The sequence below is a fragment of the Rhodococcus sp. 1R11 genome, assembly GCF_004563845.1.
Classification (GTDB): Bacteria; Actinomycetota; Actinomycetes; order Mycobacteriales; family Mycobacteriaceae; genus Rhodococcoides.
Map to the genome: position 1 here is coordinate 294,728 of NZ_SPNG01000004.1, position 26,813 is coordinate 321,540.

The 26,813-nt window shown below is 66.0% G+C and carries 24 protein-coding genes; 14 read left to right on the top strand and 10 right to left on the bottom strand.

Annotation, left to right across the window (positions count from 1 at the left end; all coding sequences use genetic code 11):
* The first annotated feature begins 61 nt into the window (after positions 1–61).
* Genes E4P29_RS09340 through E4P29_RS09350 form a run of 3 tightly spaced genes read left to right on the top strand, consistent with a single transcriptional unit; the run spans position 62 to position 4,486 of the window.
* Positions 62–1,744 carry an ATP-binding cassette domain-containing protein gene (locus tag E4P29_RS09340; protein WP_135044001.1) on the top strand — a complete coding sequence of 561 codons (1,683 nt, stop codon included), beginning with the start codon at positions 62–64 and terminating at the stop codon, positions 1,742–1,744.
* On the top strand, positions 1,711–2,991 hold the full coding sequence (gene cobA / locus E4P29_RS09345) for a uroporphyrinogen-III C-methyltransferase (protein ID WP_052053326.1): 1,281 nt from the start codon (positions 1,711–1,713) through the stop codon (positions 2,989–2,991). The genes E4P29_RS09340 and cobA overlap by 34 nt, the downstream gene beginning before the upstream one ends.
* Positions 2,992–2,998: 7 nt before the next feature.
* Positions 2,999–4,486 carry an MFS transporter gene (locus E4P29_RS09350; protein ID WP_135044256.1) on the top strand — a complete coding sequence of 496 codons (1,488 nt, stop codon included), beginning with the start codon at positions 2,999–3,001 and terminating at the stop codon, positions 4,484–4,486.
* A 13-nt stretch (positions 4,487–4,499) separates the two neighbouring features.
* Here the strand turns inward: E4P29_RS09350 and mgtE are convergent, their stop codons facing one another.
* The 4 genes from mgtE to yaaA all read right to left on the bottom strand — a co-directional run bounded on the left by mgtE (position 4,500) and on the right by yaaA (position 8,806).
* The gene (mgtE, locus tag E4P29_RS09355; protein WP_135044003.1) at positions 4,500–5,846 is read right to left on the bottom strand and encodes a magnesium transporter; all 1,347 of its coding nucleotides are present in this window, start codon (positions 5,844–5,846) and stop codon (positions 4,500–4,502) included.
* Positions 5,847–5,890: 44 nt separating this feature from the next.
* Positions 5,891–6,790 carry a nuclear transport factor 2 family protein gene (locus E4P29_RS09360; protein WP_135044005.1) on the bottom strand — a complete coding sequence of 300 codons (900 nt, stop codon included), beginning with the start codon at positions 6,788–6,790 and terminating at the stop codon, positions 5,891–5,893.
* A 64-nt stretch (positions 6,791–6,854) separates the two neighbouring features.
* Entirely contained in the window at positions 6,855–8,066 is a 1,212-nt protein-coding gene (locus E4P29_RS09365) for a DUF2786 domain-containing protein (RefSeq protein WP_135044007.1), read from the bottom strand.
* Positions 8,063–8,806, bottom strand: a complete 744-nt coding sequence (gene yaaA, locus E4P29_RS09370; RefSeq protein WP_032366430.1) for a peroxide stress protein YaaA — start codon at positions 8,804–8,806, stop codon at positions 8,063–8,065. The genes E4P29_RS09365 and yaaA overlap by 4 nt, the downstream gene beginning before the upstream one ends.
* A gap of 70 nt (positions 8,807–8,876) precedes the next feature.
* Between yaaA and E4P29_RS09375 the strand changes: the two genes are divergently transcribed.
* Together E4P29_RS09375 and E4P29_RS09380 are read left to right on the top strand one after the other, a co-directional pair.
* Positions 8,877–10,628, top strand: a complete 1,752-nt coding sequence (locus E4P29_RS09375) for a proline--tRNA ligase (protein WP_135044009.1) — start codon at positions 8,877–8,879, stop codon at positions 10,626–10,628.
* Positions 10,629–10,720: 92 nt separating this feature from the next.
* Positions 10,721–12,448 (top strand): acyl-CoA dehydrogenase family protein, encoded by a 1,728-nt coding sequence (locus E4P29_RS09380; RefSeq protein WP_135044011.1) that lies wholly within the window; start codon positions 10,721–10,723, stop codon positions 12,446–12,448.
* 3 nt (positions 12,449–12,451) lie between these two features.
* Here the strand turns inward: E4P29_RS09380 and E4P29_RS09385 are convergent, their stop codons facing one another.
* Positions 12,452–13,066: a TetR/AcrR family transcriptional regulator gene (locus tag E4P29_RS09385; RefSeq protein WP_245154235.1), complete on the bottom strand. Its 615-nt coding sequence runs from the start codon at positions 13,064–13,066 to the stop codon at positions 12,452–12,454.
* Between the two features lie 83 nt (positions 13,067–13,149).
* On the opposite strand from E4P29_RS09385, the gene E4P29_RS09390 reads away from it, so the two are divergent.
* Positions 13,150–14,607, top strand: coding sequence for an MFS transporter (locus E4P29_RS09390; RefSeq protein WP_135044013.1), 1,458 nt, complete (start codon positions 13,150–13,152; stop codon positions 14,605–14,607).
* On the opposite strand, the gene E4P29_RS09395 is transcribed toward E4P29_RS09390, so the two are convergent.
* Positions 14,570–15,010, bottom strand: a complete 441-nt coding sequence (locus E4P29_RS09395) for a ferritin-like domain-containing protein (protein WP_135044015.1) — start codon at positions 15,008–15,010, stop codon at positions 14,570–14,572. The genes E4P29_RS09390 and E4P29_RS09395 overlap by 38 nt on opposite strands.
* Positions 15,007–15,516 carry a hypothetical protein gene (locus E4P29_RS09400; RefSeq protein WP_135044017.1) on the bottom strand — a complete coding sequence of 170 codons (510 nt, stop codon included), beginning with the start codon at positions 15,514–15,516 and terminating at the stop codon, positions 15,007–15,009. The genes E4P29_RS09395 and E4P29_RS09400 overlap by 4 nt, the downstream gene beginning before the upstream one ends.
* A 185-nt stretch (positions 15,517–15,701) precedes the next feature.
* On the opposite strand from E4P29_RS09400, the gene rimP reads away from it, so the two are divergent.
* The 8 genes from rimP to E4P29_RS09440 all read left to right on the top strand — a co-directional run bounded on the left by rimP (position 15,702) and on the right by E4P29_RS09440 (position 24,103).
* Positions 15,702–16,277, top strand: a complete 576-nt coding sequence (gene rimP / locus E4P29_RS09405) for a ribosome maturation factor RimP (protein ID WP_135044019.1) — start codon at positions 15,702–15,704, stop codon at positions 16,275–16,277.
* Positions 16,274–17,281 carry a transcription termination factor NusA gene (gene nusA / locus E4P29_RS09410; protein WP_027496745.1) on the top strand — a complete coding sequence of 336 codons (1,008 nt, stop codon included), beginning with the start codon at positions 16,274–16,276 and terminating at the stop codon, positions 17,279–17,281. The genes rimP and nusA overlap by 4 nt, the downstream gene beginning before the upstream one ends.
* A 96-nt stretch (positions 17,282–17,377) precedes the next feature.
* Positions 17,378–17,710, top strand: a complete 333-nt coding sequence (locus tag E4P29_RS09415) for a YlxR family protein (protein ID WP_052053323.1) — start codon at positions 17,378–17,380, stop codon at positions 17,708–17,710.
* Positions 17,711–17,807: 97 nt separating this feature from the next.
* Positions 17,808–20,741 carry a translation initiation factor IF-2 gene (gene infB / locus E4P29_RS09420; RefSeq protein WP_135044021.1) on the top strand — a complete coding sequence of 978 codons (2,934 nt, stop codon included), beginning with the start codon at positions 17,808–17,810 and terminating at the stop codon, positions 20,739–20,741.
* 157 nt (positions 20,742–20,898) lie between these two features.
* Positions 20,899–21,189, top strand: coding sequence for a DUF503 domain-containing protein (locus tag E4P29_RS09425; RefSeq protein ID WP_135044023.1), 291 nt, complete (start codon positions 20,899–20,901; stop codon positions 21,187–21,189).
* A 100-nt stretch (positions 21,190–21,289) separates the two neighbouring features.
* Complete coding sequence (gene rbfA / locus E4P29_RS09430) at positions 21,290–21,778, top strand: 30S ribosome-binding factor RbfA (protein WP_135044260.1); 489 nt, start codon at positions 21,290–21,292, stop codon at positions 21,776–21,778.
* 1 nt (position 21,779) lies between these two features.
* The gene (locus E4P29_RS09435; RefSeq protein ID WP_135044025.1) at positions 21,780–22,778 is read left to right on the top strand and encodes a DHH family phosphoesterase; all 999 of its coding nucleotides are present in this window, start codon (positions 21,780–21,782) and stop codon (positions 22,776–22,778) included.
* A complete protein-coding gene (locus E4P29_RS09440; RefSeq protein ID WP_135044027.1) occupies positions 22,775–24,103 on the top strand; it encodes an MATE family efflux transporter in 1,329 nt (442 codons plus the stop codon). Before E4P29_RS09435 ends, E4P29_RS09440 begins: the two co-directional genes overlap by 4 nt.
* 24 nt (positions 24,104–24,127) lie before the next feature.
* Here E4P29_RS09440 and E4P29_RS09445 read toward each other — a convergent pair whose 3' ends face one another.
* Genes E4P29_RS09445 through modA form a run of 3 tightly spaced genes read right to left on the bottom strand, consistent with a single transcriptional unit; the run spans position 24,128 to position 26,747 of the window.
* Entirely contained in the window at positions 24,128–25,213 is a 1,086-nt protein-coding gene (locus E4P29_RS09445) for an ABC transporter ATP-binding protein (protein WP_135044029.1), read from the bottom strand.
* Positions 25,210–26,019: an ABC transporter permease gene (locus tag E4P29_RS09450; protein WP_135044031.1), complete on the bottom strand. Its 810-nt coding sequence runs from the start codon at positions 26,017–26,019 to the stop codon at positions 25,210–25,212. Before E4P29_RS09450 ends, E4P29_RS09445 begins: the two co-directional genes overlap by 4 nt.
* The gene (modA, locus tag E4P29_RS09455; protein WP_245154249.1) at positions 26,016–26,747 is read right to left on the bottom strand and encodes a molybdate ABC transporter substrate-binding protein; all 732 of its coding nucleotides are present in this window, start codon (positions 26,745–26,747) and stop codon (positions 26,016–26,018) included. Before modA ends, E4P29_RS09450 begins: the two co-directional genes overlap by 4 nt.
* Positions 26,748–26,813 lie beyond the last annotated feature (66 nt).

Sequence of the window (26,813 nt, forward strand, 5' to 3'; positions counted from 1 at the left end):
CTCGCCGGCTCGGGCGAAAACGATTGGCCATTGTGGGGCCGATGGGGTTGGCTGGTTCGTTGTGGCCCATCTCGAACTCAACGACATCGTGTACTTCCTGCCCGATGGACGGCAGCTGCTCAACGGCGTCGGCTTCCGAGTGGGAGACGGTGCCAAGACCGCACTGATCGGGCCCAACGGAACCGGTAAGACGACGTTGACGCGCATCGTTGCGGGCGACGAGGCTCCCGACGAGGGCGCGGTGTCGAGCTCCGGTTCGCTCGGGGTGATGCGGCAGTTCGTCGGGCAGTTGCGAGACGACTCGACCGTGCGTGACTTGTTGCTGTCGGTTGCGTCCCCGTCCGTGCGGTCTGCGGCCACTGCCCTCGACGCCGCCGAGAACACGATGATCGAGATCGACGACGAGAAAACCCAGATGAAGTACGCGCAGGCCCTGTCCGATTGGGGCGACGTGGGCGGCTACGACCTGGAACCGTTCTGGGACAAGGTGACCATGGCTGCGCTCGGTATGCCGTTCGACCGGGCGAAATGGCGCGCCGCCTCGACGCTCAGTGGCGGTGAGCAGAAGCGGCTCGTGCTCGAGTCACTGTTCGCCGGCACCGATGATCTGCTGCTGCTCGACGAGCCGGACAACTATCTCGACGTGCCCGGCAAACGTTGGCTGGAGGCAACGATTCGCGACTCCGACAAGTCCGTCCTGTTCATCAGCCACGACAGGGAGCTCATCGCCAACGCCGCCAATCGGATCGTGACCCTCGAGCCGGGGGTGAGCGGGGCCACCGCGTGGGTGCACGGCGGTGGGTTCGCGACGTACCACGCAGCGCGGGAAGACCGGAACGCGCGACTCGACGAACTGCGCAGGCGGTGGGACGAGGAATTGGTCAAACTGCGCGCGCTGGTGTTGCGGCTGCGCGAGAAGGCGAAGTTCAACGACGGCGTCGCCGCCCGCTACCACGCATCGCAGACGCGACTGGCCAAGTTCGAGGAGGCCGGACCGCCCGAGGCCGTACCGCTCAAGCAGCACGTCACCGTCCGGTTGCGCGGTGGTCGAACGGCCAAGCGTGCGCTCGTGTGCACGGCCCTGGAACTGACCGGCCTGATGAAACCGTTCGACACCGAGATCTGGTACGGCGATCGCGTGGCGGTATTGGGTTCCAACGGCTCGGGCAAATCGCACTTCCTGCGTCTTCTCGCCAACGGCGGCACCGATCCCGAGAAGGAGCACGAACCGGTCCAGGAACTCGCACTCGCACCCGTTCCGCACACCGGGACAGCGGTACTCGGGGCCCGGGTACGGCCCGGTCTTTTCGCGCAGACGCACACGCGTCCGGATCTCGCCGGCAACACGCTGCTCGAGATTCTCCACATGGGCAACGAGCACCGGGACGGCATGGGCCGTGAGGCCGCGGGCCGAGCGTTGGATCGATACGGTCTGGCCCGCGCGGCCGAACAGTCCTACGACAATCTGTCGGGCGGGCAGCAGGCACGCGTGCAGATTCTTCTGCTCGAACTCTCCGGTGCCACGCTGCTGCTGCTCGACGAGCCGACCGACAACCTCGACCTGATGTCGGCCGACGCGCTCGAAGACGCCATCGCGGCATTCGAGGGGACCGTGATCGCGGTGACACACGACCGGTGGTTCGCCCGCAGTTTCGACCGATTCCTGGTGTTCGGTGCCACCGGGCAGGTTTACGAAGCAGCCGAGCCCGTATGGGACGAGAAGCGAGTCCAACGCGCGCGGTAGCGTTTCCTCTCGTGAACGCGACTGACTCTCCCTATCTGGTCGGCCTGAATCTCGAAGGGCGGCGCGTCGTCGTGGTCGGTGGCGGCACCGTCGCGCAGCGTCGACTACCACTGTTGATCTCGTCCGGAGCAGTGGTCCACGTGGTCACCCGCGAGGCCACCCCGGCCGTGGAGGCAATGGCGACAGCAGGGCAGGTGACGCTCGAATTGCGCGATTACCGCCACGGCGATCTGGCCGACGCCTGGTACGCCATCGCCTGCACCGACGAGGCCGAGACCAATATCGCTATCGTCGCCGAGGCGACCGCGTCCAAGATTTTCTGTGTCCGAGCCGACATAGCCAAGGACGGCACAGCCGTCACTCCGGCGTCGGCCGAATGGGACGGCCTCACGCTGGGAGTGCTGGCAGGCGGCGAACATCGCAGATCGGCCGCCGTGCGCAATGCCGTCGTCGAAGCGCTGCAGTCCGGAGTCGTGGCCGACTCGGCGCACGCGCCGCTGACCGGAGTCGCGCTGGTGGGCGGCGGACCGGGCGATCCCGATCTGATCACCGTCCGGGGCCGCAGACTGCTGGCGTACGCGGACGTCGTGGTGGCCGATCGGCTGGCTCCACCCGAGTTGCTCGCCGAACTCGGACCACACGTCGAGGTCATCGACGCCTCGAAGATTCCGTACGGCCGCGCGATGGCGCAGGAAGCCATCAACCAGGCGCTGATCGACGGTGCCAAGGCCGGCAAGTTCGTGGTCCGGCTCAAGGGCGGTGACCCGTACGTCTTCGGTCGGGGCTACGAGGAGCTCGAAGCGCTGGCCGCCGAGGGCATCCCGGTCACGGTGGTACCGGGCATCACCAGCGCGATCTCGGTACCGTCCTCGGCGGGAATCCCGGTGACGCATCGCGCCGTCACCCACGAATTCGTCGTCGTGAGTGGTCACGTGGCCCCCGATCATCCCGATTCTCTGGTCGACTGGGACGCGTTGGCCAAGCTCAAGGGCACAGTCGTGTTGCTGATGGCCGTCGAGCGCATCGGGCTGTTCGCCGATGTACTCGTGGCGGGCGGCCGCCCGTCGGATACCCCCGTCATCGTCGTTCAGGAGGGCACCATGCGCACCCAACGTGAAGTTCGGGCCACGTTGAGCACCGTCGCCGACGCGGTCCGCGAGGCCGAGATCAGGCCGCCGGCGATCGTCGTCATCGGCACCGTGGCCGGGTTCTCTGTAAACGCCGGTAACGTGAACGCTCGTGCCTGAGTCATCGATGTCCAACACCTCCGCCACCGAGATCAAGTATCCGGTGACGACTCGAGCGTTCGGGATGGCGATCATCGTCCTGAGCGGGCTGCAACTGATGGTGGTTCTCGACGGCACCGTCGCCAACCTGGCCCTGGCTCCGCTGCAGGCCGATCTGGGTCTGTCCGACGCCGGGCGCAACTGGGTGTTGACCTCCTACGCGCTGGCATTCGGTGGGCTGATGTTGCTCGGCGGCAGGCTCGGCGACGCCTTCGGGCGAAAGAAGATGTTTCTCTCCGGCGTCGTCCTGTTCACGATCGCCTCGTTGCTGTGCGGACTTGCTGTCAACGAAGCCACGCTCGTTGCGGCGAGGGCACTGCAGGGGGTCGGTGCCGCGGTGGCGTCGCCCACGGCATTCGCGCTGGTGGCCACGACGTTCGCTCCGGGCCCGGTGCGTAACCAGGCCATTGCCATCTACGCGGCCATGACCGGCGTCGGGTCCATTGCCGGGCTCATCATCGGCGGCGCTCTGACCGAGGTGTCGTGGCGTTGGATCTTCCTGATCAACGTACCGATCGGCATCGTCATCGTCGTGCTCGCCGTTGTGTCGCTGCAAGAGACCGTCGGGGCGAAGCTCGCCCTGGACGTGCCGGGTGCGATCCTGGCGACCCTGGGCTGCACGGGTGTGGTCCTCGCGCTGAGCGAGGGTACCGAGCTGGGCTGGTCGAGCCCGATCGTCATCGTGTCGTTGATCGCCGGACTGCTGTTCCTCGGATTGTTCCTGTTGGTCGAGCGACGGGCCGAGAACCCGCTGCTGCCGTTCTCGTTGTTCGTCAGTCGCGATCGAGTGGCGACCTTCGTCGCGATCTTCTTCGCGGGCGGGGTCATGTTCTGTCTCGCGGCGTATGTGGCGTTGTTCGTGCAGGACATTCTGGGCTACAGCCCGCTGCACGCCGGCCTGGCGTTCGTGCCGTTCGCTTTCGGTCTCGGTGCCGCGGCGTTCCTCGCGTCGCAACTGGTGACTCGGATTGCTCCGCGCTGGCTCATTCTGTGTGGTGCGGTCATCATGGTCGGCTGGCTGCTGGTGTCCGTGACAACGATGAACGCGGATTCGGCGTACTTCCCGGGGTTGTTCTTTCCGGTGATCGGGATCGGCTTCGGCGTCGGTCTGACGGTCGTGCCGCTGCCGCTGTGCGCCATCGCGGGTGTGAGCCCCACCGAAATCGGTCCGCTGACGGCAATCTCGCTGGTCGCCCAGACCCTCGGCGGTCCTCTGGCGCTCGCCGTCATCGGGGCACTGGTCACGTCGCGGACACTGTCCCTCGGCGGCATATCCGGGCCGGCGACTCTGATGAACGACAGTCAGCTCGACGCACTGAGCTCCGGGTACATGTTCGCGCTGTTCTGTTGCGCAGTCTGCGCCGTGATCGCCGGCGTCGCCGCACTGTTCATCCGCTTCACCCCGCAGCAGGTGGCCCAGGCGCAGGCCGCGCAGGAGGACGCCCAGAAGGGCTGACGAGCGGGGCCGATCAGACTCCCAGGACGGCCTTGGCGATGAGGAAGTAGACGATCAGGCCGGTCGCATCGCAGAAGGTCGAGATGAAGGGCGTCGAGAACACCGCGGGGTCGACGCCGATCTTCTTGGCGATCAGCGGCATCGCACCGCCGACCGTCGCGGCGAGCGTGCATATCGACAGCAGCGTCGTGCCGATGACCAGGCCCAGGTGCCAGTCGTAGACGAGTCCGGCGATGACGAACCCCAACGTCCCGAGCATCGCTCCCATCGTCGCGCCGACGCGGACCTCGCGAAACAACACAGCGGCGATGTCGCGCGGGCGGACGTCACCCAGGGCGAGCGCGCGGGTCACCGTGGTCGCGGCCTGCGAACCGGTGTTTCCGCCCGTGCCGGTGAGCAGGGGAATGAACAGCGCAAGGGTCACCACCGCGGCCAGTGCGTGCTCGAAGATCTCGAGCACCTGCACGGTGAGGATGGCCGACAACGCCAACACGAGCAGCCAGACCACGCGCGAACGAACGATGGACAGGACCGGCGTCGACAGGTACGGCCGACGCAGCGGTTCCGCACCGCCCGCCCTGGCTGCGTCCTCGTCCTCGGCCTCCTCGAGAATGCGAGAGGACTGCTCGAGGGTGAGGATGCCGATCAGGCGCTGTTCGGAGTCGACCACCACCACCGCCGGACTGCGATGCTCGAAACACAGACGTGCCGCGACCTCCGCCGACGAGTCCGCCCGCACCACCGGGTGCGACGAATGGAGCTCTCCGACCGGCGTGGTCGAATCCGCCGTCGCGAGATCGGCGAGCGTCACCACACCGAGCAACGTACGACGGTCGTCGGTGATGGGCAGCAGGTACACCGATTCTGCGTCGGGACCGGTCCTTCGTACCGCGTCGAGAGCCTCGGCTGCCGTCGTGTCGTTGCGTAGGCGCACGTACTCCGGACTCATTCGACGGCCGACCGACCCGCGGTCGTAGCCCAGCATCGGTGCAGTGAGCGCCCGTTGTGCGGGCGATAGGCCGAGCATCATGCGATGCGCGATGTTGGAGGGCAGCTCGTCGAGCAGTTCCACTCGGTCGTCGGGGTCGAGGTTCTCGAACAGGGCGATGACGTCGTCGCTACGCAAACTTTCGAACAGCTCCCTGCGAATGGTCGCGTCGAAACGCTCGAACACGACCACGGCCTCGTCCTTGGGCAACAGTCGAAACAGAACCGCCCGCTGCGCCGAGTCGACCCGTTCGAGCATTCTGACCGCGTTCGTCGTGGACAGACCTGCCATCAGGGTCGACAACGCGGCCACGTCGCGCTCGGCCAGTAGTTCCGATGTCCTGGTCACGATGTCGTCGACAGTCTCGGGCACCGGTCCATTTTGCCTTGCGAGCGGTCATCGACCGACAGCGGTCGCTACTCCGGAACCACGTCCCAGTGCTCGACGATGGCGCCGTCGAACCGGAAGATATCTCCCGCGACGAAGGGGTCGGATTCTGCTGCGCCCGGCGCTTTCGCGAACGTCCACACCAGATCGCCGTCGGCCAGCGAGACGACCGATTCCGAGGCAGGGAATTGCGCGCCGCCGGCGAAGAACTGTTGCAGTGCCGCGGTGCCGTTACCAGCAATCGGATTGTGTTGCAGGTAGGACGGGGCGAAGTCGGTCCCGAGCACGGACGCGTCGTGTTCGCGGAAGAGCGCGTCGTAGGTAGCCGTCACCGACATACGTCGGCGCTCTTCCTCGTCTTCGGTGGGCTCGGTGGGCGCGGTCGGGTAGCGGTAGAGGTCACTGAACATGGTGTTGCCGCTCATCGACGTGGCCGGCACGGATTGCGTCATGGCGCAGTGCTCGGTGATCTTGCCGCCGTCGAAGGCGAAGAGGTCGATGTTCGCTTCACCGGTGGTCTCGGATGCCGGATCAGCGGTGGCCTGCCAGTGCACTGCCACCCATCTGCCATCGGCCGCGACATGCTTGACGACGGCTCGTGCACCGGGAATCCGTGTCCGGGTGGCCTCGAATCGGGCGACGATCGCCTCGGGCCCCACTGCAGGTCCAGGTCGATCTACGGCGTTCTCCGCCACGACCGACGCGGCGGCGGAGGGTTCTTCGGCCGTGAACGCAGATTCGAAGAGCGTCAACGCTGCTTTTTCGTTGCGTGATTCGGTGACGCTGTCGGAGCGGTCGTCGGGCGATTGCGCGGATACGGAGACGTCGTTCGGCTCCGGGGTGGAGGGCGACGTACTGCACGCCGTGATGGCGGACAGTGCGACCAGAACGGGCACGGTGAGTCGAGCAGCTGCGCGTGTGCGGTTCATGCCTGCTCAACTAACTTGAAGCTACAACAGTTCCCGAATCGGTCGACGAACCTCGTGGAATGTTTCAGCGGGACAGATCGGCTCGGTCGGCCGCGGCTCGTCCCGAGTCCCATCCTTCGGCATCGAGGCGCGGGCCGCGCATCGGCTTGGCGGTGGGAAAGAGCCGGTCGAACTCCGCTTCCACGGCAACGGTCTGCGCCGCGAGAATCGGCAGCAGGTCGCCCGATTCCTGTCTCGCCTCGTCGAGGGCATGCGCGTCGGCATCGGTGAGACGATCTCCGATGCGGATGGCGTAGGCGTAGAGGAACGCCTTGCCGAATGCCGCCGAGCCGGCCTTCTTTCGCTTCTTGGCTTCCGGGGAGTGGCCGAGAGCTCGGGTCGCCTGCACCAGCAGCGAGGTGAAGACGAGCTCGGCCTGTTCCACGTCCACCGGCGCGCCCACCAGCGTCGCAACGGCGTACTCCGCGTCCCAGATCGTCTTGACCCGGTTGGCAGTACCGGCGACGTGCAAGAGCTGGGCTTTGGCGGGTGCGTGCGGACCGTCGATGTGCACCCGTCGACCGCGAACGTCGAGATGACCCTCGGCCAACAGCAGCGTGTCGATCGAGTACCGCGTCATCAACTCCTGTGCCTTGGCGGTCAGCGTCTCGGCTTCCTCCGCGAAATCGGTGGCATCGGCCTTGGCGAGCAGACCGCGAATCTTGGCCAGCATCTTGCTGTTCGGTGAATCCGAGCCGGTGGTCGTCGGCACCGACGAGCGTGTGCGGGGCCATTGCGAGGGCTTGGCACCCAATTGCGGCCAACGGGGGAGGGTTTGCCACTGGCCGAGCAGAGTGAGCACGTCGAGCCACTGATCGCTGGCGGCGATGTAGTCGGACTTACCGGACGCCGCGAGGTACGCCGTGAGGAAGTCGGGAGTGGCGTCGACTCGGGCTGCGACCGTCGGGAACTGTTCGCAGATCGCCGACATCTGATCGACCCAATCGTGCGGGGCGCGGGAGTCCGCTTCGATGAGATCGGCATGGTGCAGCAGTGCCGCGGCAGCGAGATTCGCCACCGCCACCGTGTGCTGACGCCGAACCACATGCATCAGATCCAGCGGTTGCCAACCGTTCTCGTACAGCGTGCCGATCATGTTGGTCAGTGCCAGCGTGCCGAGACCGTTCGCATGCATCGAGACCAGTCGGTCGGCGATGTCGTCGGCGATGCGTTGACTCTTGTTCTTGCCGACCGACGCGTCGGCTCCCTGTCTGAGCAGTTCCGGAACGGCGCTCATTCGGTGAGCACGATCAGTTCGGTGTCCGACGCCACTTCGACTCGAAGACCCGCCTTCGACGCCACGCGCGCAACAGCTTTCACATCTTTGGGCTCGGCCGTGGTCAGGGTCAGCGCGCGTGCGAGCAATCCCTTGTGATGCTTGTTGAAGTGGCTCACCACCGAACGACTGCCGTCGGGCTTCTCGGTGAGCACCGTTGCCGTGATCGCCCCGGGGATGGGCCCGAGCTGTTGATAGGTGCCCGACCGGAGGTCGACGACGATTCCCTCGGCCTCGGTGAGAAGGGCCTCGGACAGTCGAGGCTTCCAGTGCGCTCGCAACGTCCCGAAGTTCGGAATGGACGACCCGCCGGAGAGTCGATAGGACGGAATCGGGTCGGACGCGCGGACGGCCCCGAACAGTGCCGACCCGATCCACAACCTGGCATCGGCACGCGCGCGTCCGGCACGGGTGAAGGTCGACGCCCCGAGAGCGTCGTAGAGCACTCCGGTGTACCGGCGCAGGGCGGGAGTGGTGGGCGAGGCGAACAGGCGAGCGTTCCGTTCGATCTCGTCCACCTGGGTCGGACCGAGACCGAGAGCGGTGATGGACGCGTCGACGTCGCCGGAGAGCCGGACCAGGGCGTCGGCAAGCGTTCGTCGGAGCGGAAGCAGGGACGGCAACGACAACCGGTCCAGATCGAGGGGTGCTCCGGAACCGCCGTCGGACTTCGTCTCGGAGGGAGGCAGCAGAATCAGCACGGGGGTCAAGGCTACTCACTTCGCGGCCGCCTATCCGCAGGCGCTGCACCACCGACTAGTCTGACAACCCGTGATCACCCGTCTTTCGCAGCTGTTCCTTCGTACCCTTCGCGACGACCCGGCCGACGCCGAGGTCGACAGCCACAAGCTGTTGGTTCGCGCCGGCTACGTTCGTCGTATCGCGCCGGGCGTCTATTCGTGGCTGCCGCTGGGTCTGCGGGTGCTGCGACAGGTCGAACGCGTCGTGCGCGAGGAAATGAACGCCATCGGGGCACAGGAAATTTCGCTGCCCGCCCTGCTGCCGCGTGAGCCGTACGAGACGACGAACCGGTGGACCGAATACGGGGACGCATTGTTCCGGTTGCAGGATCGCAAGGGCAACGACATGCTGCTCGGTCCGACCCACGAAGAGTTGTTCGCGTTGACGGTCAAGGCCGAATACAACTCCTACAAGGACCTGCCGGTCACGCTGTACCAAATTCAGACCAAGTATCGCGACGAGGAGCGTCCTCGCGCCGGCATTCTGCGCGGACGCGAGTTCGTCATGAAGGATTCCTACTCCTTCGACATGGACGAGGACGGACTGAAGCGGTCCTACGCCGCACACCGGGACGCCTACCAGCGCATCTTCGCCAGGCTCGGGGTCAGCTACGTCATCGTCGCCGCGACGTCCGGCGCGATGGGCGGAAGTGCGTCCGAGGAATTCCTGGCCGAGAGCGACATCGGCGAGGACACCTACGTTCGGTGCATCGAATCGGGATACGCGGCCAACGTCGAGGCCGTCACGACCCCGGCACCGGACCCCATCGCCATCGAGGGGCAGCCTGCCGCGGTCGACCACGAGACGGGCAACACTCCCACCATCGCGACGCTGGTCGAGTGGGCGAACGGCGCAGATCTGGGTCGTACCGTCACCGGTGCCGACACGCTCAAGAACATCCTGCTCAAGGTGCGGTCCGCCGGTGGCGAGTGGGAGCTGCTGGCCATCGGCCTGCCCGGTGACCGTGAGGTGGACGAGAAGCGCCTCGAAGCATCGCTCGAGCCTGCCGAATTCGCATTGCTGACCGACGCGGACTTTGCTGCTCACCCGTTTCTGATCAAGGGATACATCGGGCCACGTGCGCTGCAGGCCAATGGAGTTCGCTACCTCGTCGACCCACGGGTGGTGAACGGAACATCGTGGATCACCGGTGCCGATGTGCAGGGCAAGCACGTGGTGAACCTCGTGGCCGGCCGCGACTTCGTTCCCGACGGCACCATCGAGGCCGCCGAGGTGCGTGACGGGGACATGTCACCCGACGGACAGGGGCCGCTGGTCAGCGCTCGCGGAATCGAGATCGGGCACATCTTCCAGTTGGGCTACAAGTACACCGATGCATTCTCGGTCGACGTACTCGGCGAGACCGGCAAGCCCGTGCGACTCGTACAGGGGTCCTACGGCGTCGGTGTCTCCCGTCTGGTGGCCGTCATCGCCGAGCAGATGCACGACGACAAGGGCCTTCGGTGGCCGTCGGAGGTGGCACCCGCCGACGTACATCTGGTGATCGCGAACAAGGACGAGGCCGCGCGCGCCGGCGCAGAATCCATTGCAACGCAACTGGATTCGCAGGGCATCGAGGTTCTGTTCGACGACCGCAAGGCCTCGCCCGGCGTGAAGTTCAAGGACTCCGAACTGATCGGTGTACCGCTCGTCGTCGTCCTCGGCCGCGGTTGGGCCGATGGCAAGGTCGAAATCCGGGACCGATTCTCGGGTGAGAGCCGGGAACTCGACATCGATTCCGCGGTCGACGAGATCGTCGCCGCGGTGCGCACCCCCGCGTAACAGTCCGTCCCCGATCTCTCCACGCTCGATCTCCCCACGCGCCGGTCTACTCGCTGGTAGCTTCGGGTCACACGACTAGGAGAGGTCACACCGTGGCTCAGTTTGCGCTGTTCGATCCGACAACTTTCGATCCCGCCGAGCTCGACGAGGAATCTCGTCGTCAGCTCCGCGCACTGATCGATTGGTTCGAGGATCGCGGTAAGGCCAGGCTGCTCGCCGACGATCTCGAGGGAGTCTGGCCCGCCGACTTCCTCGAGTTCGTCGCAGCGCAGAAACTGTTCGCCACGTTCTCGACGCCGGCCGAGTATGCGAACGGGTCGCCCAACGCTCGTTGGGACGCTGCCCGCAACGCCGCACTGAGTGAAATTCTCGGGTTCTACGGCCTGGCCTACTGGTACACCTGGCAGGTCACGGTGCTCGGCCTCGGCCCGATCTGGATGAGCGACAACGACGACGCCAAGCGCCGCGCAGCGCGTGAGCTAGACCGCGGCGGCGTCATGGCATTCGGATTGTCCGAGCGGGCACACGGTGCCGACGTCTACTCCACCGACATGTTGTTGACGCCCGCCGCCGAGGGGGACGACACCGTCGAATTCACGGCATCGGGGGAGAAGTACTACATCGGTAACGGCAACGTGGCAGGCATGGTGTCGGTGTTCGGTAGACGCACCGACATCGACGGGCCCGAGTCGTACGTCTTCTTCGTCGCCGACAGCTCACATCCGGCGTATCGGTTGCGCGAAAGCGTCGTTCACGGCCAGATGTACGTCAGTACCTTCTCGCTCGAGAACTATCCCGTTCGCCGCGAGGACATTCTGCATACCGGACCCGACGCGTTCTCGGCTGCCTTGAACACCGTCAACGTCGGCAAGTTCAACCTCTGCACCGGCTCGATCGGCATCTGCGAGCACGCGTTCTACGAGGCGATCACACACGCCAACAATCGGATTCTGTACGGCAACCGTGTCACCGAATTCCCCCATGTGCGCAGTGCGTTCGTCGATGCCTACTCGCGGCTGACCGCCATGAAGCTGTTCAGCGCGCGTGCTCTGGACTACTTCCGCGCTGCGGGTCCCGGCGACCGCCGCTACCTGTTGTTCAACCCCATGACCAAGGCCAAGGTGACATCCGAGGGCGAGACGGCTGTTCGCTTGCTGCACGACGTCGTCGCCGCCAAGGGGTACGAGAAGGACACCTACTTCCGTGAAGCCGCGCAACTGATCGGAACACTGCCGAAACTCGAGGGAACGGTGCATGTCAACGTCGCCCTGATGCTCAAGTTCATGCCGGCATACATGTTCTCGCCCACCGATCAGGCGGAGGTGACCAGGTTCACCGACGCCGTCGACGACGGGTTCTTCTTCGCCCAGGGCCCCGCTCGCGGCGCGAGTTCGGTTCGGTTCCACGATTGGAACCCGGTGTATCGCAAGCATTCCGGTGTTCCCAACGTGGGTCGTTTCTACGAGCAGGCACAGGCGTTCGCGTCGTTCCTCGCCGAGTGCGCCCCCGACGAGTCGCAGCAACAGGACCTCGACTTCCTGCTCGTGGTGGGACATCTGTTCTCCCTCGTCGTCTACGGCCACCTGATCCTCGAACAGGCCGACGAGATCTCCACCGACATGCTGGACCAGATCTTCGACTTCCAGATCAGGGACTTCTCCGGCTACGCCGTCGCGCTGTACGGAAAGCCGTCGTCGACCGATGCGCAGCAGAAATGGGCGCTGGACGCCGTACGCAAGCCGGTGGTGGACGCAACAAGATTCGAGACGGTCTGGAACGACGTCGTCACGTACGACGGTCGGTACGAGATGCGTCCCTAGGCTTCAGAGCTGTCCGGAATCGGCTGGGACGAGCTTGGTTCCGAACGCGCACATCGTCATCTCGTGCAGTCCGTCGCTGTCCTCCGGATGCTCCGGTGCCTGCATCGACAACAAGACGTTGAGCAGCATTCCGTGCGCGATGAACTGCCGAGCCTGATCTTCCGAACACCCGGTTCCGCTGCGGATCTGGTTGTAGATCGCGCCCATTCCTTCTCGTGCCTGGCGGCCGATCTCGGGTACCGACCCTGCACCGAACCCGTGCATCATGACCATCAAGAGGTCGCGATCGGCCACCAGATCGGCGTAGGCACTGCCCAGGTCGGCCCAGGTCTCGTCGTCCGACGGGTCCAGAGGCCCCGAAGCCAGGACAGCGTCGAATGCCGTCATGATGCCGTCGATGGAGCGTTGGAAGACCAGCCGAAACAGTTCGACTTTGGTTCCGAACATGCGGACCACGTACGGCTGCGAGACGCCCGCTTCCTTCGCCACCGCATCGGTGCTCGTTCCGGCAAAGCCCCCGCGTGCGAACGCTCGTGTCGCGGCGTCGAGGACGAGTTCTCGACGGTCGGCCGCGTCCATCCGGGTTGCTCTGGGCCTGGGCGTGGAAGTGTCGGACATGTTGACAGGTTATCAGTCGATAACTTACGGTCGGGTCGTAAGTAATCATTTGATGCTTACAAGCTTGAGACGGGACGTTCGTCATGACCGCTACAGCCTCTCCGCCTGCAGTGCACCCCGCCGCTCGGTCGATTCCCGTGTGGCTGGGAATCGTCGCCGCATCCCTGCCCATGTTCATGGCGACCCTCGACAATCTGGTGATGACCAGCGCGCTGCCGGTGATCCAACAGGATCTGAATGCGTCGGTGGGACAGCTGCAGTGGTTCCTCAACGCCTACACGCTGAGCTTCGCGACATTCATGCTCACCGCAGCGACCTTGGGTGATCGCTGGGGCAGGCGCGCGGTGTTCCTCGGCGGGATAGCGATATTCACCGCGGCCTCCGTGGCCAGCGCGCTCGCCACGAGTCCGGCAATGCTCATCGCCGCGCGGGCGATACAGGGCCTCGGCGCCGCGGCGATCATGCCGCTGTCGCTGACTCTGCTCGCAGCTGTCGTTCCGGTTGCCAAGCGCGCCATGGCAATCGGAATCTGGGGCGGTGTCTCGGGCCTCGGTGTCGCGCTCGGGCCTGTCGTCGGTGGTGCGGTTGTCGACGGTATTTCCTGGCAGGCGATCTTCTGGATCAACGTTCCGGTGGCGCTCGTCGCGGTGCCGCTGGCGTACATCGCCCTGACCGAGTCGACCGGACGCAGGCAACCTCTCGATCTGCTGGGTGTGGTGCTCGCGGGCGGCGCGGTGTTCTTGCTGGTGTGGGCGGTGGTCCACGGCAACGACGACGGATGGGCATCGAGCACCGTGCTCGCGAGCTTCGTCGGCTCGGCGGTGCTTCTTCTCGCGTTCGTCTCCCGAGCGTGGCGAACCCCATTCTCGGTACTACCGCTGACGCTCTTCCGATCACGCAGTTTCACGCTGGCGAACATCATCGGAATCACGTTCTCGCTCGGCATGTTCGGGGCCGTGTTCCTCCTTGCTCAATACCTGCAGATAGTGATGAACTACAGCCCGTTCGAGGCGGGCCTTCGCACATTGCCCTGGACCGCCGCACCTATGGTGGTCGCACCCATTGCGGGTCTACTGGCCGATCGAGTCGGCTTGCGCGGCTTGTTGGTGTGCGGACTGGCGTTGCAGTCGCTGTCACTGGTGTGGATGGCACTGATCCTCGGACCCGACACCGCCTACCTGTCGATGGTTCCCGCGCTGCTGATGGCCGGAGTCGGCATGGGTCTGACTTTCGCGCCCTCGGCGACCGCAGTGTTGCGAGACATGGACGACGACGATCACGCCACGGCGAGCAGTGCGAACTCCACCGTGAGGGAAGTGGGAATTGCTCTCGGAATCGCCGTCCTGACGGCGGTGTTCATCGGAAACGGAGGATCGCTGACCCCCACCGGATACACCGACGCGCTGGCACCCGCCCTCCTCGTAGGCGCAGGGGCGGTGGCGATCGGATTGGTTGCGGCACTGTTCATGCCGGGTCGTTCCGTCGGTCGGGCGGACGACGTGGTCACGGCTGACCAGGAAAGGCCTTCGACGACGGGATGACACCCAGGATCTGCTGCCATGTGGCCAGCCTGATCGCAGCCTCGGTCAGGGCCTGAACGCCCATCTCGCGGGTGGCTCCGGATCGACTGCGTTCGACGGCCGAGCGCCACGCCACGCTCGTGTCGATCTCGGCCTGCGCAGCCAACTGCGCGGCCGAGATCGCATCGGTCACCGGAAACGGTGACGCGTATGCCGGATCGGGCAGGGGCGCTGTGACGCTGGCCGCTCGGAGTGCGTCGATGGTCGAGTCCCGGCGTGTTCGGTGCGCCGCGGTGCACGCGGCCACCATGTCCGCTCGGTTCGGGTTGGAGAACGCCGCGACCACGCCGTAGGCGAAGACGGCTGCGTACTCGGCGACGAGTGCATCGACGAGCCCCTGTTGTTCCGGTCCGAGATCGCTCATGCGAGTACCACCTGAGCGAACACCGTGCACGAGGCGCTGATCGACCCGAGAAGGCCGGCGCGATAACCGCTTTCGTCGCGGGCGGCGGTTGCCGCACTGCGTGCCGAGGCGGTCAGCGCATCGCGCACCGCGACGAGATCGGGGGGCGGCGCGGACTGGGCCTCGGTGGTGGTCGTCGTGGCAGTCGCCGACGAGGTGTCGGTGGTCGCTCCGGTGGCCCGGGCGATCTCGGTCTCGAGTGCATCCGCATGTTCGGTCCGCTGGGCCGCGACCACGCCGAGAGCTCCTGCGTAATCGGGAGCGACCGTTGCCGCTGCGGACGCAGCCGCGACGTCGGCGCGCGCGGAGCGCAACTGTGCCGTCAGCGAATCGAGCGCAGGTCCGGAAATTTCTTCCGCGCCGCAGGCCGTGACGGTCGACACCGTGGCCGCAGTGAGTACCGCGGCACCGGCGAGCCGGAACAGCCCACGTCTGTTCAACGAGAGAGGGGCGGTCGGCGTGGGCACCCCGACATCGTGCCAGACCCTCGACCGCGGCGGACCTTCGAGGCGACACGCGCCGTGCCCGTGTGTGGCCTCGGCCGTGCGTGGTCGCGAGCACCACCTACGGGGCGGTAGTCTGTAGGTTCACCAAACGCGGTCCGGCGCACCTGTGCCGCATTGCCGACAACTACACACGAGGAGTTCGCGACATGCCTGTTCCGTCCCAGGAAAGGGTTGTCGAACTGCTCGGCGACCTGGTTCGAGATCGGGGCTACGACCTCGAGGACGTGAACGTGGTCGCTGCCGGCAAGCACAGTGCCGTGCGCATCATGGTCGACCGTGAAGACGGCGTCGACCTCGACGCGTTACCGGAGTTGAGCCGAGTGATCTCCGACGTGTTCGACGGCGTGACCGATTTCGGCGAAGCGCCGTACACCCTCGAGGTCACCACTCCCGGAATCGATCGCCCGTTGACGCAGCCACGGCATTGGCTTCGCGCGCGTGGTCGCAAGGTGCGGATCGAACTCGCCGACGGCAAGATCGACGGCCGCGTCGGACTTCTCGACGGTGACTCGGTTGCCCTCGTGATCAAGGACAAGGGAGCCCTCTCGACACGATCGGTCGCGCTGGCCGATGTCGTCAAAGCTGTTGTGCAGGTAGAGTTTTCGCGGCCGACCGCAGAAGAGATGGATCTGGCGGGCGGCGTGGTGGGCGGTAGGCCGTCACCCGCGAACACCGACGAAATCGTGAATGTGGAAGCACCGGAAGAAGGGTCGGACAAGTGAATATCGATATTGCAGCTCTGCGCGCCATCGAGGCGGACAAGGGCGTTCCGATCGAGATGGTGATCTCGACGATCCAGACCGCGCTGTTGACCGCCTACCGGCACACCGAGGGGCATCAGTCCAACGCACGAATCGACGTCGATCGCAAGACCGGTTCCGTCCGGGTGATGGCCAAGGAGTTCGACGCCGAGGGCAATCTGATCTCCGAGTGGGACGACACTCCGGAAGGCTTCGGCCGGATTGCTGCCACCACCGCTCGTCAGGTGATTCTTCAGCGTTTGCGCGATGCGGAGCACGAACGCTCCTTCGGCGAGTACTCGACCCACGAGGGTGAAATCGTCAACGGCGTCATTCAGCGCGATACGCGCGCCAACGCCAAGGGCACCGTCATCGTCCGGATCGGCAGCGAGGCGAACGGGGCCGACGGCCTGCTTCCGCCCGCCGAGCAGGTTCCGGGGGAGACGTACGAGCACGGAGAGCGCATCAAGTGCTACGTCGTCGGAGTCGCGCGGGGTAACCGCGGCCCGCAGATCACGCTCTCGCGCACACACCCCAATCTGGTGCGCAAGTTGTTCGCGCTCGAGGTGCCCGAGATCGCCGACGGTTCGGTCGACATCGTGGCGGTAGCGCGCGAATCGGGGCACCGCTCGAAGATCGCGGTCGCCTCGACGGTGTCGGGCCTGAACGCCAAGGGTGCATGCATCGGGCCGATGGGGCAGCGCGTGCGGAATGTGATGAGCGAACTGGCCGGCGAGAAGATCGACATCATCGACTTCGACGAGGACCCGGCGACGTTCGTCGGGAATGCACTGTCGCCGTCGAAGGTTGTGTCTGTGACCGTGGTGGACGCAGCCGCTCGCGCGGCGCGCGTGGTGGTCCCGGAGTACCAGTTGTCGCTGGCGATCGGCAAGGAAGGGCAGAACGCTCGACTTGCCGCTCGATTGACCGGTTGGCGTATCGACATCCGCAGTGATGCGGCGGCACCCGAGACGACCAGCGCCTAGGGCCGGAATGCGGAGATCGAGGCAATACAGCGGTAGAGTGGTCGATGGTTCGGTAACGACCTCTCCGCTCGGAGACGTGAACGCGAGAATCCGGTTGTGACAAGCCGGCCGATTCGTACATGTGTCGGGTGCAGGGAGCGAGTGCCGGCCGCCGATCTGTTGAGGATCGTGGTTCGAGAAGCTGGTTCGTACGAATTCGCTCTCGTCCCCGACATCCGGCATTCGATGTCCGGTCGTGGTGCTTGGTTGCACTACAACCGAGAATGCCTGCACAATGCGGAACGTCGCCGAGTCTTCGGTCGCGCGTTTCGGATATCGGGAAATGTGGAATCGTCCGCAGTATCGGACGTGCTCGACGAGCACGAACGGCTGCACGGCGAGAACACGACAAGAGCAACACCCGTCGACAAGAACAGGCAACAGCACTGATGAGCACACCGTGAAGCACCAACGATGAACGTCCATCGGAGATAACCCGAGGTCGTGCGGGCACCAAGCCTCGCTCGGCCTCTCAGTGAGGAGAGCAGTGGCAGGCAAGGCCCGCGTGCACGAGTTGGCAAAAGAACTCGGTGTCACCAGTAAGGAACTACTCGCACGGCTCAAAGAGCAAGGCGAGTTCGTCAAGTCCGCATCATCCACAGTCGAAGCCCCCGTGGCTCGTCGACTTCGTGAATCCTTCCCGTCCGCAAACGCGGACGCGTCGGCGTCCGGTGCAGCAGCACCCAACGGTCGCGCAGCAGCAGATCGTGCGTCGGATTCCGCCGCAAAGCCCGGCGCAGCAAAGCCGGGTGGACCTCGTCCCGGCCCCAAGCCGGCAACCCGCCCGGCCGAGCCCGAGGCCCCCGCAGCACAGGCACCCGCAGCGCAAGCTCCGGCAGCACAGTCGCCCGCAGAGGTAGCTCCCGCTGCCCCGTCGGCACCGGCCGCTGCGCCCACGCCCGCACCGGCTGCGCCCACCCCTCGTCCCGCAGCACCCGCTGCTCCGGTCGAGCAGGCACCGGCCGCGTCGGCCGAGGCAACTGCGTCGGCTCCGGCCGCCCCCAAGCCCGCTGGTCCTGGCCCCAAGCCCGGCCCGAAGGCCCCGCGCGTCGGGAACAACCCGTACTCCTCGGCTCCGGTCGAACGGCCGGCTCCGCGTCCCGCTCCCGGTGCCGGTGCTCCGCGCCCCGGCGGCGGCCGACCGGCTCCCGGACAGGGTGGACCCCGCCCGGCCACCCCGGCAGGCGGCGCTCGTCCGGCTCCCGGACAGGGCGGCCCCCGCCCCGCACCGGGTCAGGCCGGACCTCGGCCCAGCCCCGGCTCCATGCCTCCTCGCCCCAATCCAGGTGCGATGCCGACTCGCTCGGCACGTCCCGGCCCCGCAGCAGGTCGCCCCGGTCGCCCCGGCGGCGCACCGGGTGGACGTCCGGGCGGCGGTGGTGGCGGTGGCTACCGCGGCGGTGGCGCTCCCGGCGCTCCCGGTGGTGCACCGGCAGGCGGCGCTCCCGCAGGTGGCTTCCGTGGCCGTCCCGGCGGCGGCGGTCGTCCCGGTCAGCGTGGCGCAGCAGCAGGTGCATTCGGTCGGCCCGGCGGAGCAGTCCGCCGCGGTCGCAAGTCGAAGCGGGCGAAACGCGCCGAGTACGAGAGCATGCAGGCTCCCGCAGTCGGTGGCGTCAGGCTGCCCCGCGGCAACGGCGAGACCATTCGCCTCGCCCGCGGAGCATCGCTGTCGGACTTCGCAGACAAGATCGACGCCAACCCCGCTGCACTCGTGCAGGCACTGTTCAACCTCGGTGAGATGGTCACCGCGACGCAGTCGGTCAACGACGAGACGCTGGAGCTTCTCGGCGGCGAGATGAACTACGTCGTGCAGGTCGTCAGTCCCGAGGACGAGGATCGCGAACTGCTCGATTCGTTCGACCTCACCTACGGCGAAGACGCCGGCGGCGAGGAAGATCTCGAGCAGCGTCCCCCGGTGGTCACCGTCATGGGCCACGTCGATCACGGTAAGACGCGACTGCTCGACTCGATTCGTAACACCACGGTGCGCGAAGGCGAGGCCGGCGGCATCACGCAGCACATCGGTGCGTACCAGGTGCTGACCGAACTCGAAGGCAACGAGCGTCTGGTGACCTTCATCGACACCCCCGGTCACGAGGCCTTCACGGCCATGCGTGCTCGTGGTGCCAAGGCCACCGACCTTGCGATCCTCGTGGTCGCGGCCGACGACGGTGTCATGCCGCAGACGGTCGAAGCCATCAACCACGCCCAGGCGGCCGACGTGCCGATCGTGGTCGCGGTCAACAAGATCGACAAGGAAGGCGCGAACCCGGACAAGATCCGGCAGCAGCTGACCGAATACGGTCTGGTCGCCGAGGAATACGGCGGCGAGACGATGTTCGTCGACATCTCCGCCAAGCAGGGCACCAACATCGATGCCCTCCTCGAAGCGGTCCTGCTGACGGCCGATGCGTCACTCGATCTGCGCGCCAACCCGGACATGGATGCCCAGGGTGTCGCCATCGAGGCACACCTCGACCGCGGTCGCGGTCCGGTGGCCACCGTGCTCATCGCCCGCGGAACGCTGCGCGTCGGTGACTCGATCGTCGCCGGCGATGCCTACGGCCGCGTCCGTCGCATGGTCGACGAGCACGGCGAGGACGTCACCGAAGCGATGCCGTCCCGGCCCGTTCAGGTCATCGGCTTCACGTCGGTGCCCGGTGCAGGCGACAACCTTCTGGTCGTCGACGAGGACCGGATCGCCCGTCAGATCGCCGATCGCCGTAATGCCCGTAAGCGCAATGCTCTGGCGGCCAAGAGTCGCAAGCGCATCAGCCTCGACGATCTCGATGCAGCTCTGAAGGAGACTTCGCAGCTCAACCTGATCCTCAAGGGTGACAACTCGGGAACCGTCGAGGCGCTCGAAGAGGCCTTGCTCGGTATCCAGATCGACGACGAAGTCGAGTTGCGCGTCATCGACCGCGGTGTCGGTGGCGTCACGGAGACCAACGTCAACCTGGCGTCGGCATCCAACGCGATCATCATCGGCTTCAACGTGCGGGCCGAGGGCAAGGCCACCGAACTCGCCAACCGCGAGGGCGTCGACATTCGGTACTACTCGGTGATCTATCAGGCCATCGATGAGATCGAGAAGGCCCTCAAGGGCATGCTCAAGCCGATCTACGAAGAGGTCGCACTGGGCCAGGCCGAGATCCGCGCGCTGTTCCGTTCCTCGAAGGTCGGAAACATCGCCGGTTGCCTCGTCACCTCCGGTACGATCCGTCGCAACGCCAAGGCGCGTCTGCTCCGCGACAATGCGGTCGTGGCCGAGACCGTGACGATCTCCTCGCTTCGCCGCGAGAAGGACGACGCAGTCGAGGTTCGTGAGGGATACGAGTGTGGTTTGACGGTGACGTACTCCGACATCAAGGTGGGCGATGTCATCGAGGCGTACGAGCTCCGTGAAAAGCCGCGCGACTAGAACAGGTCCGGAGCTGCACAGCTCCGTTCTCGGTCGCGTCGGCTCGGTGGTGAAGCCAGGGGAGTGACACTGCACTCCGGGGACGAGCCGGTGGTGGTACGACATATGTACCGCCACCGGCTTTGTCGTCGGAGCTGATCGAAGGGGCGTCGTCAGCGTGTATCTGGGTGCTTTGGAGTTGGACGTGTTGTTGGGGGACGTGCGTTCGCTCGCCGAGAAACGGTCGATGGTGGATCCGGTTCTCGGCGATCTGCAGAGGCTGGGAGTGTCTGCCGCCGAAACCGGTGAGCGAGAACGTATTCGGCGTTCGATGTTGGGCGTGGCGGCGGCGGGCACGAACGTCGACCTGTTGCACGACAAGCTCGACGAGTGCGAGCGGCACGTCGCCCAGCGTCAGGATCTGGAACTGTTGGCAGTACGCCGAAGAATTTTCGGCCCCGAGGATTAGATCGGGGAGTTCGTCGAACGTGTTCGTCGAATGTTGGAGCGTAATCGCCGAGACGTCGCACTGCAGTGACGTCCGGCCATGAAAGAGGAGTGTGATTGTCGTGGTGGATCAGGCCAGGGCTCGTAAGTTGTCCAAGCGAATCGCCGCTATCGTTGCGACGGCGATCGACCACGAGATCAAAGATCCACGGTTGGCGTTCGTGACCATCACCGACACGAAAGTGACGGCCGACCTGCACGACGCCACGGTGTACTACACCGTGATGGGCGAGGATCTCGACACTCCGCCCGACCTGCAGGGCGCTGCGGCAGGTCTGGAGAAGGCCAAGGGCGTTCTTCGCTCGAAGGTCGGAGCCGGTACCGGTGTGCGGTTCACTCCGACGCTGACGTTCGTGACTGACACCGTCCCCGACACCGCCCGGCACATGGAGGAGCTCCTCGAACGCGCACGCGCGGCCGACGAGGAGTTGGCTCGAGCCCGGGCCAACGCGAAGCCCGCCGGAGACCCGGACCCGTACAAGGCTCCCCGCGAGGAGACACCCGCGGACCGCGGCGATGCAGAAGCCGTCGAGCCAGCCGAAGCCGACTGAGATGTCCGATGGTTCTGGTTCGGAGTTCGAGCTGGACGAGGATCTGGCGCGTGCCATCGAGATGCTCGAGCGCGCTTCCTCGGTGACCGTGCTCTGCCACGTCCAACCGGACGCCGACACGATCGGCAGCGGATTGGCCATCGGTTCGGTACTCGAACGTCGCGGCGCACAGGTGCAGGTGGCGTTCGCCGCGCCCGCGTTTCTGCCCCAATCGATGGAAGAGCTACCGAACCGGCATCTGCTGGTGGAGCCGGAGAAGGTGGCCGAATCGGTCGATCTGGTGGTCACAGTGGACGCCGGAAGCCGAGGTCGACTCGGTTCACTCGGCGATCGGCTCGACTCCGCGGCAGAGTCCCTGGTCATCGACCATCACCGGAGCAACACGCGGTTCGGAACGCTGAACGTCGTCCACGCGTCCGCCGAGTCCACCACGGCCGTGATCGTCCGACTGCTGGATCGGTGGGGTGTCGATATCGATGCGGACCTGGCGCATCTGCTGTTCGCTGGTCTGGTCACCGATACCGGGTCGTTCCGGTGGGTGCGGCCGGGTTCGCATCTCCTCGCCGAGAGATTGCTCGCGACCGGCATCGACGGTGCACGTATCGCCCGTCGCCTGCTCGACACACACCCCTTCGACTGGCTGCCGATGCTCGGGGCGGTACTGGGTTCGGCCGAGTTGCTGCCCGACGCGGCGGGCGGACGGGGGCTCGTGTACGCCGTCATCCGGAGCGAGGATTCGGCCGGTCTGAGGTCGGAGGAGATCGAGAGTGTCATCGACATCGTGCGGACCACCTCCGAGGCGGAGGTGGCCGCCGTGTTGAAGCAGCAGGATTTCGGGTCGGTCTGGGTGGTGTCGCTCAGATCCAAGACGCAGGTGGACGTATCTGCCGTGGCGACCGGGCTCGGCGGCGGTGGACATCACAACGCCGCGGGCTACACCGCGACCGGTGACCTCCCCGACGTGATCGATGCGCTCCGTGAGGCCTTGTCGGCGTCGTGAGTTCCACCCCTGTCACGGCTCGCAGAATTCTCGGGCTGTCGCTTCCATCGCTCGGAGTTCTGGCCGCCGAACCCCTCTACCTCCTGTTCGACGCGGCGGTCGTCGGCCGGCTCGGCGCGTTGGCTCTGGCCGGCCTCGCGATCGGGGGGCTCGTCCTCGCTCAGGTCAGCACGCAGCTGACCTTCCTGTCCTACGGAACCACTGCACGTGCGGCGCGTATGCACGGTGCCGGTCGTGAGCGCGACGCCGTCGGGGAAGGGGTGCAGGCGACGTGGCTGGCGGTGGCGATCGGTCTCGCGATCGTCCTCGTGGTCCAGTTGTTCGCCGCCCCCGTCGTGTCGCTACTGGCCGGTGGCGGTGACATTGCCGCGGAGGCACTGCTGTGGCTGCGCGTGGCGCTGGTGGGGGTGCCGTTCATTCTGATATCGCTGGCCGGGAACGGCTGGATGCGCGGCGTGCAGAACACGACGACACCATTGCGGTTCGTCGTGCTCGGTTTCGGCGTGTCGGCGGTGTTGTGTCCGCTCCTCGTCCACGGCCTGCTCGGATTTCCCCGGCTCGAATTGGTGGGCTCGGCCGTTGCGAATGTCATCGGCCAAGGCGTCGCGGGCGCTCTGTTCGTCGGTGCCCTCGGGCGGTCGGGTGCTCCGCTGCGCCCGCGCTGGTCGGTCATGCGGGCGCAGCTGGTACTCGGCCGCGATCTGATCGTGCGCAGTCTCGCGTTCCAGGCGTGCTTCCTGTCTGCCGCAGCGGTCGCGTCGAGATTCGGTGCCGCGTCGGTGGCGGCAAATCAGGTGGTGCTGCATCTGTGGAACCTGGTGTCGTTGATGCTCGACTCGTTGGCGATCGCTGCACAGACACTCGTGGGAGCGGCCCTGGGTGCGGGCAGGACCGAGGATGCGCGTGCGCTCGCTCGCCGGTTGACGGCATGGTCGACGGTTTTCGCGGTGATCCTGGCCGCGGCCTTCGCCGTCGGTCGGCCGCTGGTCCCGGGGTTGTTCACCACCGACGTCTCGGTGATCGATCAGATGCAGGCGATCTGGTGGATCTTCGTGGCGATCATTCCGGTCGCCGGTGTGGTGTTCGCGTTGGACGGGGTGCTGTTGGGCAGTGGCGATGCCGCGTTCTTACGTAACGCCACGATGGCGTGTGCGGTCGTCGGGTTCCTGCCGTTCATCTGGTCGGCCTTGATTTTCGACTGGGGTGTCGTGGGCATCTGGCTGGGTCTGGGTGTCTTCGTCTGCCTGCGCATGGTGGCGGTCGCCGGTCGAGTGCTGTCGGGTAAATGGCTCGTGACCGGTAGCGATCGGCAACTGCGAGACTGATCGCGTTCGCGTGCATCATCGCTGTTACGCCAGGGCCGGATGCAGCACCACCTCGCGGCTCTTGACGACGAAGAATACTCGTCCGCCGGGTTCGAGGCCGAGGTCCGATACCGCGGCGGCGGTGATGTCTGCCGCGATACCCGGTGTGCCGTCGGGGTGCGGACGAGCTCGGACGCGGATGCCCGAGCCCTGCACTTCCATCTCCTCGATGACGACCTCGAAGACATTGCGCGGGCTTGCGTGCGGCGCGGTGAGGTGTACCGAGACCGCTGCGGGGGAGAAGACTGCGACCACCGGCGTCCCGGAACCGTGTTGCCCCGAGCCGTGCACGACGGTGTCCCACGGCGTGCGCAGCGCGGTGGAGTCGCCGACGGTGAGGGCGTGGCCCGAGATCAGATTGACCCCGGCCATGCGAGCACCGAACTCGCTGCGCGGGGCGGTGAGAACGTCGGCGACCGAACCGCGTTCGACGATGCGTCCACCGTCGACGACGGCGACGGTGTCTGCGAGTGCGACGACGTCGAGCAGATCGTGGGTGACGATCAGTGCCGTGCGACCGTTCTCTCGGAGTACGGTGCGCAGCAGTCTCCGGATGGCCGGAGCCGTGTCGACGTCGAGCGCGGCGAGCGGTTCGTCGAGCAGGAGGAGTCGGGGATCGGCGGCGAGTGCGCGGGCGATGGCAACCCGCTGAGCTTGGCCCCCGGACAGCTGTGCCGGGCGGCGCTCGGCCAGGTGAGAGGCTCCGACTGCGTCGAGCCATCGATCGGCCACTGCCCTGGCCGTCCTCCGGTCGGCACCGGAACTACGTGGTGCGAATGCGACGTTCGTCCGTGCGGTCATATGAGGAAACAGCAGTGTCTCCTGTGCCAGAGTCGCGATGCCGCGGGCGTGCACCGGAACGGCCGTCCTCGTGGTCGTGTCGGTCAGAACGTCTTCGCCCAGGCGGACGATTCCGTCGTCGGGTGGCACCAGGCCCGCGACGAGCTGCAGCAGAGTGGATTTTCCTGCGCCGTTCGGTCCCAGGATCGCCGTCGTCTCGCCTTCGGCGACGTCCAGCGCGAGATCGATGCCCCGGGCCGCGACGGTGGCGCGCAGGTGCAACGAACTCATGGTGTTCCCGTCGTTCGAGTACCGCGAGCGGCCAGGACCACCACTGCCGCGACGACGACGAGGACGAGCGACAGGGCTATCGCCGCATCGGGGTCGGACTCGCGTTGCAGATAGATTTCGAGGGGCAGGGTTCTGGTCACTCCCTCGAGAGAACCGGCGAACGTCAGCGTTGCGCCGAACTCGCCCAGTGCGCGCGCGAACGCGAGAACGATCCCTGACGTCAACCCGGGCAGGATCAAGGGGAGGGTGACGCGGCGCAGGACCGTGGCAGGGGGTGCGCCCAAGGTTGCGGCCACCACGTCGTATCGGTCCCCGGCAGTGCGCAGCGCCCCCTCGACGCTGACCACCAGGAAGGGCAACGACACGAATGCCTGGGCGAGCACCACGGCCGTCGAGGTGAACGCGATCCGGATTCCGAAGGCATCGAGATGTTCGCCCAGTAGCCCCTGGCGACCGAACGTGTAGAGCAAGGCGATACCGCCGACCACCGGGGGGAGCACCAGTGGGAGGACGACGAGAGAACGCAGTGTCGACAGACCGCGAAATGAACTGCGGGCGAGGACCGTTGCCATCGGTACACCCAGGAGCACGCACAACACCGTGCTCGCCGAGGCCGTCTTCAGGCTCAACTGCAGAGCTGCTACTGCGGACTCGGACGTGATGAGCCCGAAGAAGTTCGTCCAGTCGATCCGGGTGAACATCGCGGCCAACGGCGCGACGACGAGAAGCGCTCCGGCAGCGGCAGGGACGAATATCCACCCGGGCACACCGACGGTCGGACCTGTGCCCGCGGCGTGCCCGGTCACGGTGCCGCGAAACCGGCCTGCGTCAGCACTTCACGGCCGACCGGTCCGGCGACGAAGTCGGTGAAGGCGCGGGCCGCGTCCACGTTGTCGGATCCGCTCAAAGCAGTGATCGGATAGGTGTTGACTGCCCCGCTCGATTCCGGGAAAGGCACGGCGGTGACGGCGTCAGCGGCCCCCGTTGCATCGGTGACGTACACCAGTCCGGCGTCGGCCTGACCGGAGGTGACCTTGCCCAGAACGTCGGTGACGGACGACTCCTCGCTGACTGCCGGGATGTCGGTTCCGGTGGCGTTCTCGACGGCTGCCGTGGCCGTGCCGCACGGCACCTGCGGCGCGCAGATCACCGTCAGCACATCGGGATTCGCCAGATCGGCGAACGACCGGACGGCCTTCGGGTTGCCCGGAGCAGTGACGATGGTGAGGGTGTTGGAGGCAAAATCGACCGGGTCGCCGGCGACGAGGCCGGCATCGACGATCGTGCTCATGTTCTTGGTATCGGCAGAGGCGAACACGTCGGCAGGTGCACCGTTGACCAATTGCGCGGCCAGATCGGAGGAGCCCGCAAAGCTGAAATCGACGGTGGTACCGGGATGTTCCTGCTCGAAGCGGGTGCCGAGTTCGGTGAACGTCGAGCGCAGTGATGCCGCTGCGAACACGGTCAACGTGCTCGAACTCCCGTCCTGTTGAGCTTCCTCGGCAGCGGGGTCTGCCGCGCACCCTGCAAGCATCAGGGCGATCGCGACCAGAGCACCGTGAACCGCTCGAATGTTCTTCACTGACATCGTCCTTCGGTC

Bases quoted from the DNA above. Each gene is read 5' to 3' on its own strand.
- cobA (WP_052053326.1), top strand. From the start codon at position 1,711: ATGGGACGAGAAGCGAGTCCAACGCGCGCGGTAGCGTTTCCTCTCGTG.
- E4P29_RS09350 (WP_135044256.1), top strand. From the start codon at position 2,999: ATGTCCAACACCTCCGCCACCGAGATCAAGTATCCGGTGACGACTCGA.
- E4P29_RS09360 (WP_135044005.1), bottom strand. From the start codon at position 6,790: ATGAACCGCACACGCGCAGCTGCTCGACTCACCGTGCCCGTTCTGGTC.
- E4P29_RS09365 (WP_135044007.1), bottom strand. From the start codon at position 8,066: ATGAGCGCCGTTCCGGAACTGCTCAGACAGGGAGCCGACGCGTCGGTC.
- E4P29_RS09385 (WP_245154235.1), bottom strand. From the start codon at position 13,066: ATGTCCGACACTTCCACGCCCAGGCCCAGAGCAACCCGGATGGACGCG.
- E4P29_RS09390 (WP_135044013.1), top strand. From the start codon at position 13,150: ATGACCGCTACAGCCTCTCCGCCTGCAGTGCACCCCGCCGCTCGGTCG.
- E4P29_RS09395 (WP_135044015.1), bottom strand. From the start codon at position 15,010: ATGAGCGATCTCGGACCGGAACAACAGGGGCTCGTCGATGCACTCGTC.
- rimP (WP_135044019.1), top strand. From the start codon at position 15,702: ATGCCTGTTCCGTCCCAGGAAAGGGTTGTCGAACTGCTCGGCGACCTG.
- E4P29_RS09435 (WP_135044025.1), top strand. From the start codon at position 21,780: ATGTCCGATGGTTCTGGTTCGGAGTTCGAGCTGGACGAGGATCTGGCG.
- E4P29_RS09445 (WP_135044029.1), bottom strand. From the start codon at position 25,213: ATGAGTTCGTTGCACCTGCGCGCCACCGTCGCGGCCCGGGGCATCGAT.
- modA (WP_245154249.1), bottom strand. From the start codon at position 26,747: ATGCTTGCAGGGTGCGCGGCAGACCCCGCTGCCGAGGAAGCTCAACAG.